At 55.2% G+C, this 12431-nt stretch carries 11 protein-coding genes; 4 read left to right on the plus strand and 7 right to left on the minus strand.

Features of this window, described 5'->3' with window-relative positions; all coding sequences use genetic code 11:
* Nucleotides 1-35: 35 nt before the first annotated feature.
* Nucleotides 36-1028 (minus strand): lysophospholipase L2, encoded by a 993-nt coding sequence (pldB, locus tag KWG64_RS20880; RefSeq protein ID WP_195825728.1) that lies wholly within the window; start codon nt 1026-1028, stop codon nt 36-38.
* A gap of 121 nt (nt 1029-1149) precedes the next feature.
* Here pldB and rhtB point away from each other — a divergent pair, with 121 nt between their 5' ends.
* Nucleotides 1150-1770 (plus strand): homoserine/homoserine lactone efflux protein, encoded by a 621-nt coding sequence (gene rhtB, locus KWG64_RS20885; protein ID WP_218523024.1) that lies wholly within the window; start codon nt 1150-1152, stop codon nt 1768-1770.
* 63 nt (nt 1771-1833) lie between these two features.
* Here rhtB and rhtC read toward each other — a convergent pair whose 3' ends face one another.
* The 3 genes from rhtC to pldA all read right to left on the minus strand — a co-directional run bounded on the left by rhtC (nt 1834) and on the right by pldA (nt 5330).
* The gene (rhtC, locus tag KWG64_RS20890; RefSeq protein WP_165061892.1) at nt 1834-2451 is read right to left on the minus strand and encodes a threonine export protein RhtC; all 618 of its coding nucleotides are present in this window, start codon (nt 2449-2451) and stop codon (nt 1834-1836) included.
* Nucleotides 2452-2490: 39 nt separating this feature from the next.
* Nucleotides 2491-4323 carry an ATP-dependent DNA helicase RecQ gene (recQ, locus tag KWG64_RS20895; protein ID WP_195816064.1) on the minus strand — a complete coding sequence of 611 codons (1833 nt, stop codon included), beginning with the start codon at nt 4321-4323 and terminating at the stop codon, nt 2491-2493.
* A gap of 128 nt (nt 4324-4451) precedes the next feature.
* Entirely contained in the window at nt 4452-5330 is an 879-nt protein-coding gene (gene pldA / locus KWG64_RS20900) for a phospholipase A (protein ID WP_195816065.1), read from the minus strand.
* Between the two features lie 250 nt (nt 5331-5580).
* Between pldA and KWG64_RS20905 the strand changes: the two genes are divergently transcribed.
* Entirely contained in the window at nt 5581-6063 is a 483-nt protein-coding gene (locus KWG64_RS20905) for a thioesterase family protein (RefSeq protein WP_195825724.1), read from the plus strand.
* 102 nt (nt 6064-6165) lie between these two features.
* Nucleotides 6166-7080: an EamA family transporter RarD gene (gene rarD, locus KWG64_RS20910; protein WP_218523025.1), complete on the plus strand. Its 915-nt coding sequence runs from the start codon at nt 6166-6168 to the stop codon at nt 7078-7080.
* Here rarD and KWG64_RS20915 read toward each other — a convergent pair.
* Both KWG64_RS20915 and corA read right to left on the minus strand, forming a co-directional pair.
* Nucleotides 7045-8112, minus strand: coding sequence for an AbrB family transcriptional regulator (locus KWG64_RS20915; RefSeq protein WP_370530276.1), 1068 nt, complete (start codon nt 8110-8112; stop codon nt 7045-7047). The two genes, rarD and KWG64_RS20915, sit on opposite strands and share 36 nt — an antisense overlap.
* Before the next feature lie 139 nt (nt 8113-8251).
* Nucleotides 8252-9202, minus strand: a complete 951-nt coding sequence (corA, locus tag KWG64_RS20920) for a magnesium/cobalt transporter CorA (protein WP_104924058.1) — start codon at nt 9200-9202, stop codon at nt 8252-8254.
* 420 nt (nt 9203-9622) lie between these two features.
* Here corA and KWG64_RS20925 point away from each other — a divergent pair, with 420 nt between their 5' ends.
* Complete coding sequence (locus KWG64_RS20925) at nt 9623-10099, plus strand: WbuC family cupin fold metalloprotein (protein ID WP_104924057.1); 477 nt, start codon at nt 9623-9625, stop codon at nt 10097-10099.
* 128 nt (nt 10100-10227) lie between these two features.
* On the opposite strand, the gene uvrD is transcribed toward KWG64_RS20925, so the two are convergent.
* A complete protein-coding gene (gene uvrD / locus KWG64_RS20930; RefSeq protein WP_195825720.1) occupies nt 10228-12393 on the minus strand; it encodes a DNA helicase II in 2166 nt (721 codons plus the stop codon).
* Nucleotides 12394-12431: the final 38 nt, after the last annotated feature.

Here is a 12431-nt window from a genome sequence, read left to right on the forward strand (position 1 = left end):
AACCTCTGATGGAGTTGTGCGCGGCGAACCGCGGATTAATGCTGTCGCGCAAAAAAGCGCATGATGGCGTCCAGCGCCTGTGCCCGCAGGTCGTCCCGCTCAAACAGGATCTCATGGCGCGCGCCTTCGATGACCAGCGGCTTTTCCCCTTCACAAGGGTGCCCCGCAACGGCCATGGCCTGACAAAAAGCGAGATGCGACCGGTTGTCTACTACACGGTCTTCGCTCGCCTGCAATAAAAGAACAGGAGTCGTGATTTTTTCGGCTTCCCTGAGGATATGCATGCCCGCCTCAATGCCTTCACGCACCCAGTGATACGTAGGTCCGCCGACCTGGAGTTCCGGGTAATCCGCATAAAAACGCAGATTACGACGATATCGCTCGCGGCTGTGCGTCAGCTGATTCACCACAAACGGCAGCGGACGCCAGTGGCCGGTACCCAGCGCGTAACCATCACGGCGAACCGGGCGATTCTCCGCCCAGTTGAGAATACGGCGCGAAACCCAGCCCGGCATCGGAAGATAGATACCGGTCATCGGCGCTAATAGCGCTGCCGCATCGAAGCGCTCAGGATACTTCGCCATAAACAACGCCAGAATTGCGCCCCCCATTGAATGGGCCAGCGCGAACTTTTTCACGTACTGACGCGGCGCGACTTCAAGCTGATAAAAGGTTTCGAAATCGTCAACATAGTCGTCGAAATGCTGGACATGACCGCAGTGCGGGTCTTTAAGCATACGCCCCGAACGCCCCTGCCCGCGATGATCGAGGATCATCACATCATAGCCACAGTGGAATAAGTCGTAAGCCACTTCCGGGTATTTTACGTAGCTTTCAATACGCCCCGGTGACACCACAATGACTTTGTCGTGTGAGGGCGAACAGAATCGAACGTAGCGGATCGGGACGTCATCGACGCCGCTAAACTCACCTTCTTCGCGTTGCTGCCAGAAATCGAGCAAGGGCCCGGTCGCAAAGGCGGAGAACTCTTTCTCACGTGTTAACCACTTCGCAATATTTACAGGCATTCAATAATCCAAAGTCGCATGGCAGGGAGGAAGAAAGTGTTATTTGTGAGTTATAGCGCAATTATAGACAATGGCGTATTGTGCCATAAAACAACACAAAACGTATTCAGGGAGTCTCACAATGACCTTGGACTGGTGGTTAACCTACCTGCTCACCACTTCTATTTTAAGTTTGTCCCCGGGTTCCGGCGCGATTAACACCATGAGTACCGGCATCAGCCACGGTTACCGCGGTGCGGTGGCGTCGATTGCCGGTTTACAGCTCGGTTTGTCGATCCACATCGTTCTGGTCGGCATCGGGCTGGGTGCGCTGATTTCGCAATCACTGCTCGCCTTTGAGTTGCTGAAATGGTTTGGCGCCGCCTATTTAATCTGGCTGGGCATCTGCCAGTGGCGTTCTGCCGGAGCGATTGATCTGAACGCACTCGCCAGCACTATGCCGCGCCGCCGTTTGTTCAAACGCGCCATTCTGGTGAATCTGACCAATCCAAAAAGCATTGTGTTTCTGGCTGCACTATTCCCGCAGTTTATCATTCCGCACCAGCCGCAGGCTGCACAATACGTGGTATTGGGCGTCACCACCGTAGTCGTCGATATCATTGTGATGATCGGTTACGCCACGCTGGCCACGAGAATCGCCGGTTGGGTAAAAGCCCCGAAGCAAATGCAGCTGCTGAACCGGATTTTCGGTTCGCTGTTTATGCTGGTTGGCGTATTGCTGGCCAGTGCGCGAAAAGTGTAAATCCCTGAAATGCAAAAAGGGTCCGGCAAATCACCGGACCCTTTTTTATGCAGAGCGTTTTAATCAGCGATTTACAATCAGCGCAATGCCAAATCCTGCGAAAACCACACCCGCCACGCCGTCGATCCATTTCGCTAAACGCTGATAGCCACGGCGCATTTTTGGCAGCGCAAACACCATCGCCACTAAAGAGAACCACGCCAGCGTTTCCACCACGATCAGCAGGAAGATACCCAGCCGCTCGCCGCCGCTGACGCTGTCACCCACGAACATGGAAAACACGCTGCCGAAGTAAATCACGGCTTTCGGGTTCGAGAGGTTGGTCAGCAGGCCGCGCATAAAAGTCCGGCCACGCGCGGGCAGAACCACCGGCGTTTCATCGCCATTCTGCTTTTTAGCCCGTGCAGATTTCAGCAACTGCCAGCCCATCCAGCACAGATACAAGCCACCGCCGACGGTGATAATCTGATGCAGCCACGCCATTTTTTGCAGAATTAAGTGTAAGCCCATCAGCGCAACTGCCGCCCAGACCAGCACACCCAGCGTAATACCAATCACACCCATCATGGCTTCTTTGCGTGAACGGCTGGCCGCCGTCTGCGAGACAAAGAAGAAGTCCGGCCCCGGACTCATCAGCGCGATCAGATGAACCATCGCAACCGTCAGGAATAGCATCAGCATGATTAACTCTCTGTTTTATGTGTAGGGAACTGAATTCTGTTACTCGTCGCCGTTATCGATATGGTCACGGATCATCGTCATAAATGGCCGCCCGAATTTCTCGAGCTTACGCTGACCGACGCCGGTGATGTCCAGCAAATCGCTCGGGCTGACGGGCAGATGTTCTGCCATTTCCAGCAGCGTCGTGTCATTGAAGACCACGTACGGCGGCACGTTATTCTCATCCGCCAGCGATTTACGCAGTTTGCGCAATTTGGCAAACAGCTTGTGATCGTAATTTCCGCCATAGGTTTTCTGGCGTGATGTGCTTTTAATTTTCAGCGTCTGGATACGCGGCACCGCCAGTTGCAACGGAATTTCGCCGCGCAATACCGGACGGGCAGATTCGGTCAGTTGTAGCGCCGAATGCATGGCGATGTTCTGAGTAATCAGCCCGAGATGGATCAGCTGGCGCACCACGCTGGTCCAGTGCTCATTGCTGTGCTCTTTACCGATGCCGTAGACGGTCAGTTTTTCGTGGCCGTATTCGCGGATACGCTGGTTGTTCGAGCCGCGCAGCACTTCGACCACGTAACCCAAACCAAAGCGTTGCCCGACGCGCGCCACCACCGACAGCGCTTTTTGCGCGTCCAGCAGGCCGTCGTAGCGTTTTGGCGGGTCAAGGCAGACGTCGCAGTTGCCGCAGGCGTTCTGTTTGCCTTCACCAAAATAGTTAAGCAGCACCAGACGGCGGCAGGTCTGTGCCTCGGCAAATGCGTTCATCGCATTCAGTTTGTGGCGTTCCACATCCTGTTGCGCACCGGCCGGTTTTTCTTCCAGACAGCGGCGCAGCCACGCCATATCCGCCGGATCGTACAACAGCACCGCTTCGGCGGGCAGACCATCACGTCCTGCGCGCCCCGTTTCCTGATAGTAAGACTCGATGGTGCGCGGAATATCAAAGTGAACCACAAAACGGACGTTCGGTTTGTTGATGCCCATCCCGAATGCGACGGTCGCGACCACAATTTGCAGGTCATCGCGCTGGAACCCTTCCTGCACGCGGGCGCGGGTTTCGTTGTCCAGACCGGCGTGATACGCGCCAACGCTCAGCCCGCGACTTTGCAGGCGTGCGGCGGTGTCTTCAACTTTGGCGCGGCTGTTGCAGTAAATAATGCCGCTTTTACCGCGCTGGTCCTGCACAAAACGGATCAGCTGATCGAGCGGTTTAAACTTTTCCACCAGCGTGTAACGGATGTTCGGGCGATCGAAGCTGCTGACCTGAATCAGCGGATCATTCAGTTCAAGCAGACGAACAATGTCGTTACGGGTGGCCTCATCGGCGGTCGCGGTCAGCGCGATCACCGGTAATTGCGGGTAGCGCAGCTTCAGCTGGCCGAGCGCGCGATATTCCGGACGGAAATCATGGCCCCATTGGGAAATACAGTGGGCTTCATCGACGGCCAGCATGGCCGGATTCCACTGTTGCAGTTGTTCGAGGAAGTCGCCCATCATCAGGCGTTCCGGCGCGATATACAGCATTTTGATGCGGCCCGTACGGCAACCGGCCATCACTTCCTGCTGTTGCTCGCGGGTTTGCGTGGAGTTCAGACAGCCCGCTTCAACGCCCGCCGCCATCAGCTGATCAACCTGATCTTTCATCAGCGAGATGAGCGGGGAAACGACCAGCGTCAGGCCGTCCATCACCAGCGCAGGGATTTGGTAGCACAGCGATTTACCGCCGCCGGTCGGCATCACAACCAGACAATCCCGGCCAGAAATGGCGGTATTGATGATAGTTTGCTGACCTGGTCTGAATTGCTGATAGCCGAAGGTATCGCGTAATACCTGATGAGCCAGCTCTTCTTTGTTTATCACTGCCGCCGTAGACACTCAATTCCCCAACTGTTCAAACCACCCGGCTAAACCCTAAAGCCGCCGGGGCTGTACTGCACCGACATAATATACCCTAAATAATTCAGGTTGCAGCCAAAGGGCATGCAACCTGAGTATGACGGATATTACATCATGTCGTTAAGCATGATACCGACACCGACGCGAGTTTGCTTGTGGTTGTAGTCGATTAACGATTCGCCGTAACCGCTGAACACCTGCGTATAGAAGCGAACGTGTTTGCTGATCGGATAGCTCCAGCCCGTTGTCGCGCCGCCGTAGCCGGTGTTCCAGTTGTAGCGACTTTCAACGCTGAACACGCTGTCCCCGAGGGCATAACCGACTTTCAGACGGTAATACCCCATATATTTGGTGATGTCCGGATTATCGTCATTTTTGTCACTTTCCGGCAGGCGATACCAGGGTTTGACATCGACCTGCCAGTTGCCGTGCTGCGCCATAAAACGCGCATAGACGCGGTTCCAGCTGCGCGAAGTCGGGTCTGAACGCCCGTTGGAATCGTGATTCACGCCGTATTCGGCTTCACGTAACGTCCAGCCCAGGAAGTCGTAATCCGTCGCCCAGGCCAGGAACAGTTGCGGCTCATAGTTAGTTTCGCGAAACGGTGAAGATTCGCCGCGGTTGGAAAGCTGCCAGAACGATTTCTGCGTATAAGACGCGCCGAGCACCGAGTTATCCCCGGCGATACCGCGCCACAGCGGGAATGCCAGGCTCAGCTGGAACTCAACTTCATCGTGCTTGGCATTGTCCGCCCAGTCATAAGACTGAATGGCTTTTTTGTTAATATTGCTGGTGTCGGTATACAGCAAATAGTTTGATTCGTAGGGATAAAGCGTGAACGGGTTGTCGTGATCCTGCAACATACTGGCGATAATGCTGCCGCGAACGGCCGGTTTATCATGCACTTCCTGAATGGTGGCTTCAGCCGCATAGCTCAACGCTGGCAACGCCAGAATGGCGGCACCGACAGCCCAATTTTTACGCATTTTCCTTACCCTCGCCCTAAAATTTTAAAATGAGTTATTGTTTATTGGCCTGCTACCTGGCCGTTTTCCTGCTGACTTAAGTCCGGAAATCCAAAGCGGGACATTTTACACACAAATACATTTCTACATGACCACTGAATACATTTATCGGTCGCACTCTGGAATTCCCTTTCTCCCGCACCTAAAATCAACATCCCGTTAACTTTTTCGGCGAACATACCCGTCTTACATTTTCGTCAGGAATCACTCCATGTCTGCTTCATCCCTCAGCCACGAGGCTGCCCTGCAACTGATCGGCAATATTTTCGTTTATGACATGCCGTTTAACCGCGAACTTGGGCTCGAACTGAAACGCCTCGACGTTGATTACGCTGAGCTGAAATTTTCCAATCAGACCAAGCTGGTCGGTAACGCCGCACAAAAAATCTTACACGGTGGCGTGATTGCCGCGGTTCTGGACGTCGCCGCCGGGCTGGTGTGTGTGACCAGTTCTCTGATCCGCCGCGATAAACCCGATCATCCTTTGCTGGAAGCCGAGATGCGCCAGCGTTTATCAAAAATGGGCACCATTGACCTGCGCGTGGATTATCTGCGTCCGGGGCGCGGCGAGTTCTTTATCGCCTCCAGCAGCCTGATCCGCGCCGGGAACAAAGTTTCGGTCGCGCGCGTGGATTTGCACAGCGATACCGGTGTTCATATCGCCACCACCACCGCCACGTACATGGTGGGCTGACGCTAAGCGCGTTGTGCTTTCGGCTGCATCAGAAGCGTAATCTGCGGCAATAAATCAGGTAAACTTGCGCTTCTTTTCTCTTCATCTTTTTCAGGTACCCACATGGACGCACACCGTACCCGGCAGGGCATTATTTTTGCCTTTGTTGCCTATCTGATCTGGGGGATCGCTCCGGCGTACTTCAAGCTCATCAAACAGGTTCCTGCTGATGAAATTCTGACGCACCGGGTGATCTGGTCATTCTTCTTCATGCTAGTGCTTCTTTCGGTCAGCCGCAGCTGGGGCGATGTCCGGCGGGTGTTCGCACAACCGAAGAAAGTCGGCATGTTACTGATCACCGCGCTGCTTGTCGGTGGGAACTGGCTGATTTTCATCTGGGCCATTAACCATGACCACATTCTGGAAGCCAGTCTGGGCTATTTTATCAACCCGCTGGTCAACGTGGTGCTGGGGATGCTGTTTTTGCGGGAGCGATTCCGGAGTTTGCAATGGTTTGCCGTGGCGCTGGCCTTCGCCGGTGTTCTGGTGCAGGTCTGGATATTTGGCTCCGTGCCAATTATCGCGATCGGGCTGTCGCTGACTTTCGCGTTCTACGGTTTGCTGCGTAAGAAAATTGGCGTCGATTCCCAGACCGGGATGCTGATTGAAACGCTGTGGTTGCTGCCGGTCGCGGCGATTTATCTGTTCTTTATCGCCCACAGCCCGACCAGCAATCTGGCGGCAAATCCGTGGTCGCTGGATTTACTGCTGATGGCCGCCGGGATCATTACCACGATCCCGCTGCTGTTCTTCACCGCCGCAGCAGCGCGCCTGAAGCTTTCAACACTGGGCTTTTTCCAGTATCTCGGCCCGACGCTGATGTTCCTGCTGGCGGTGGTGTTCTACGGCGAGACCGTTCACCCTTCCCAACTGATTACGTTCGGCTTTATCTGGGTCGGGCTGCTGTTCTTTATCGGCGATGCACTTTACACGCAAGGCCGGTTAAGACGAGGAAGAAGCGGGCACAGCGCTGCGTGATATAAAACGCGCCATCGCCGGACCGGTCACGAGGATGGTGATCAGACGCAACGTCTGCATCGCCATCACAAAGCCCAAATCCGCATGACTTCCCGCTGCAATAATCGCGACGGTGTCCAGCCCTCCGGGGCTGGTCGCCAGATACGCCGTCAGCATATCTACATGCAGTAACTTCGTCAGCACCCACGCCATTCCCCCGCAAATCAGCATCAGGCCGATAATTGACGCAATCATCTGCGGCAATGTGCGCAGCGCCAGTTTGAAGATGGGCCGGGTGAACCGCAGGCCGACGCTCCAGCCAATCAGCGTGTACGCCATCGCCAGCAGCCATTCGGGCACTTCTAAAGTGACAGTGCCGGTGGAATGCAACACCGCGCCGACGACGGCAGGAAGCAGCAGCGCGCCGGAAGGAATACGCAAACGCGGCCCGAGCCAGACACCGGCCAGCGCCAGAAAAACGGTGGCGAAGAACCGCCAGGTCAGCGGCGGAAACCAGACAACGGCCGCCGCCAGCGACGCACTGTCGCCCATGCTCACACGAGCCACGAACGCCGCTGCCGTGGCAACGAACAACACCCGTAAATACTGCATGAACGCGACCAGACGAACGTCCGCGCCGAAATCACCGGCCATCGCCACCATTGCGCTGGCACCGCCGGGGGAAGAGCCCCACGCGCCGGTCGGCCCCGGTAATTGACTGAACCGCACCAGCAGCCAGCCGGACAACCCGCTGGCCAGCAGTGTCGCCACGAGCACCATCAGCACCAGCGGCCAGTCATTCAGAAGCGGAGGTAAAATTGACGGCGAAAGGCTTTGCGCAATCATGCAGCCCAGCACGCCCTGCGAGATTTTGAAGAACAGCGGATGAATGCGCACACTGGCGCCCAGCAGCCCCATCAGTACGCCGACAATCATCGGCCCGAGCAACAGCGCGGCCGGAACATGGAATGTTTGAAAAATAATACCGAGAATCAGCGAGGAAACGACGAGGATTATCCACTGGCCCGCCGGAGCCATCCTTTCCATCAACATGGCAGTTGGTCTGTTTTTTAAGAGAGTTCAGCGCTCTTTATTAACATATTTTAAACAGAAGAGGGAACCGCAAAGACACAACAAAGACGGAATCCCCCGTCGCGACAAGGCGCAAGAGGGGGATATTTTGTCTGACCGGTTATAGCCAGTTTTTACGTTTGAAGTACAGGTAAGGTGCCAGTCCGGCGAGGATCATCAGCGCAATCGCGCCCGGATAACCGAATGACCATTTCAGTTCCGGCATGAATTCGAAGTTCATCCCGTAGCTTGATGCCACCAGCGTTGGCGGCAGGAAGACGACCGAAACCACCGAGAAGATCTTGATGATGCGGTTCTGTTCAATGTTGATAAAGCCCATCGCGGCCTGCATCAGGAAGTTCACTTTCTGGAACAAAGATTCGTTGTGCGGCAACAGGGATTCGATATCACGCAACACTTCACGCGCCTGTTCCAGCTGGCCCGCCGGCAGACGCGCTTTACGCACCAGGAAATTCAGTGCGCGCTGGGTATCCATCAGACACAACCGGACTTTCCAGCCGATATCTTCCAGCTCCGCCAGCGTGGAAAGCGCGGCGTCATATTCGTCGCCCTGATGCCCTTCCATGATCACGCGGCTAAGTTTTTCCAGATCGCTGTAGATATTTTCAATCTCATCCGCCAGCTGTTCGATTTTGGTTTCGAACAAATCCAGCAGCAGTTCATACGCGTTACCGTCGACCAGTTTCTGGTTTCTGGCGCGCATACGGTAGAGACGAAACGCCGGTAATTCGCGCTCGCGCAGGGTATACAGACGCCCTTCGCGCACGGTAAAGGCGACGGTGCTGTTGCCCGCGTGGTCTTCAGCGTCTTCGTAATAGAAAAAGGAGTGAATGTGCAGGCCATCTTCATCTTCGAAGAAACGTGCGGAAGCCTCGATATCGTCCAGTTCAGGCCGTGTGGCCAGGCTTTGCCCTAATTCGCATTGAACGCGTTCGCGCTCCTGCTCGTCAGGTTCAACCAAATCGACCCACAATGAGGTTTTGAGATCGTCTGACTCGTCCAGCTCTAAACGGGATAAGCGGCTGTTTTCTAATTTAAAAGCACTCAGCATGTGCCCGTTCTCCCAATAAATACGGAAAGTGGACAACGCGTTGAAGCACAGAAAATCACGAGGTGAAAGGTGTCACCGGCGTAATTCAGACCAAATTCAGATCTGACTCACAGCGACAAAACGGGGGTCGCTGACAACCACTAAGGCCATCAGCAAAGAGGAGGGCCTTAGAAGTGGTACCTAATGAACAGGTTATTGAGCCAGTATCTACTGGGTGTGTCCAAGGCGCAGTTCCTCATTGATAATAGTGCGCGCATGTTACGCCGGGAATAAAAAGACTGTCAACCGCCAGTAAATCGATTATGGCAACATTTATGCATAAATTTCAGGCATTGTTAGCAACGTTTCCCGGCTTATGCGCAGCCGTTTTTTTGGCTACACTCAGAGACCTGATTTCCCCACACTTTTCAGATGACCCTAATGATTAAGCAGATTAACCAAGACACGCTGTGCGACCTGATCACCAAGGCGGCTCACTCGCCAAGACTACGTCAGAACCTGAATATGCATCCGGCACCGGAAGATGACGTTCAGCGTCTGGCGATCGCCATGGAGCCGGGCACTTATGTGCGTATTCATCGCCATCCGCACACCTGGGAAATGCTGACCGCCCTGCGCGGACGCTTTCTGGTGCTGATTTATGATGCCAGCGGAAAAGTGACCGACCGTCTGTGGCTCGGCGCAGAAACCCGTCTGCTGGAAATCCCGGCCAATACCTGGCACAGCGTATTATCGCTTGATGAAGGCGGCGTAATCTTTGAAGTGAAGCACGGTGCGTACCAGCCGGTGCTGGAACAGGATTATCTGCCGGGCACTCCTCCGGAAGGCGACGAACGCGTAAAAGCGACGCTGGAATGGTATGCGAAAGCGGAAGAAGGCGAGATTTTTGCCCTTTAGTTTTTAAGGTACCACCGGGCAAGCGTCAGCGACGCAGGGATTTTGAGTGCGGACAGCGCACAGCAACCGGAGCGTACTCAAGTACGTGAGGATTGCGAGCACTGCCCAATCTCAAAAGCACCAGTAAGCTAGCTTGCTGGCTCGAGTTTCGCGTAGGCCGCAACAAGCCACTTGATCCCTTCTCCCGGGAACGCGACTTGCAGACGGCTGTGTTCGCCGCTGCCTTCCATATTGACGATGGTGCCTTCACCGAATTTAGGGTGATTAACGCGCTGGCCGAGTTTGAAACCGGTGTCACTGACGTTGGTCGGCGTGCCCATACTGCGGTTGCTCATCGGGCGTGAAACGTTGGCGCGGAGCCGCACTTCTTCGACACAATCCTCCGGCAGCTCGCCGACAAAACGTGAAGGCCGGTGCGACACTTCTTTGCCGTACAGACGGCGGGTTTCCGCATACGTCAGCGTCAGTTTTTGCATCGCGCGGGTCACGCCCACATACGCCAGACGACGTTCCTCTTCCAGGCGCCCGCCCTCTTCCAGCGACATCTGGCTCGGGAACATGCCTTCTTCCATGCCGACGATAAAGACCTGCGGGAACTCCAGTCCTTTGGCCGAGTGAAGCGTCATCAGCTGTACCGCATCCTGATTCGCATCCGCCTGCCCTTCGCCCGCTTCGAGCGCGGCGTGGGATAAGAATGCCTGCAACGGCATCAGATCTTCGTCTTCATCCTGATAGCTGAACTGGCGCGTTGCCGTCACCAGTTCCTCTAAGTTTTCGATTCGTGCCTGACCTTTTTCACCTTTTTCCTGCTCATACATGATGAACAGGCCGGAATCTTTGATCACACGGTCGGTCTGTACGTGCAGCGGCATATCTGCGGTTTCATGCGCCAGCGCGTCCACCAGTTCGGTAAAACGTTGCAGCGAGGAAGCCGCACGGCCCGCGAGCACTTTGTCCTGCAACAGTGCGCGCGTCGCCTGCCACATGGTCATCTGACGGTCGCGCGCGGTCTGGCGAACCACATCCAGCGTACGGTCGCCGATGCCACGCGTTGGCGTATTCACCACACGTTCAAACGCGGCATCGTCATTGCGGTTGGACATCAGACGCAGATACGCCAGCGCATCTTTGATTTCCTGACGATCGAAGAATCGCTGGCCGCCGTAAATGCGGTACGGCATCGCCATCTGCAATAATGCTTCTTCCAGCACGCGCGACTGGGCGTTGCTGCGGTACAAAATAGCGCAATCTTTCAGCACATTGCCGTTGTCCTGCCAGGTTTTAATCCGGCTGACCACAAAGCGCGATTCATCAAGTTCGTTGAACGCGCAGTACAGCGAAATCGGCTCGCCCGCGCCGTCTTCGGTCCACAGGTTTTTCCCCATACGACCGTTGTTATTCTCAATCAGTGAGTTAGCAGCTTTCAGGATGGTGCTGGTGGAGCGGTAGTTTTGTTCCAGACGGATAGTTTCCGCATTCGGGAAATCTTTCAGGAAGCGCTGGATGTTTTCGACCTGCGCGCCGCGCCAGCCGTAGATCGACTGGTCATCGTCGCCGACGATCATCACATTATTGTTGTCGCCCGCCAGCAGACGGATCCACGCATACTGAATGCTGTTGGTGTCCTGGAATTCGTCCACCATCAGGTTGGTGAAACGCTCGCGGTAATGCTGAAGGATATGCGGCTTGTTCAGCCACAACTCGTGAGCGCGCAACAGTAACTCGGCGAAATCCACCAGCCCGGCGCGGTCACAGGCTTCCTGATAGGCCTGATAAATGCGTAACCAGGTCGCTTCAATGGGATTGTTATAAGTTTCAACATGCTGCGGACGCAAACCTTCGTCTTTCTTGCCGTTGATGTACCACATCGCCTGACGCGGCGGCCATTGTTTCTCGTCAATGTTCAGCGCCTTGATCAGGCGCTTAATCAGACGCATCTGGTCGTCGCTGTCTAAAATCTGGAAATCTTGCGGCAGATTGGCGTCGAGATGGTGCGCACGCAACAAACGGTGCGCCAGCCCGTGGAAAGTCCCGATCCACATACCGCCCTGACTGGTGCCGATCAGCTGATCAATACGGTGGCGCATTTCCGCTGCGGCTTTGTTGGTGAACGTCACCGCCATGATGGAATACGGCGAGCAATTTTCTACCGCCAGAAGCCATGCGATGCGGTGCACCAGCACGCGGGTTTTGCCACTGCCTGCCCCGGCCAGCACCAACAGATTGCTGCGCGGCGCGGCCACGGCTTCACGTTGTTTTTCATTCAGGCTGTCGAGCAGGTCAGAAACGTCCATAGGCACCGTTTGTCAGGATGAGAAAACATTCACGGGGT

This window comes from Rahnella sp. PD12R, assembly GCF_019200965.1.
GTDB lineage: Bacteria > Pseudomonadota > Gammaproteobacteria > Enterobacterales > Enterobacteriaceae > Rahnella > Rahnella laticis.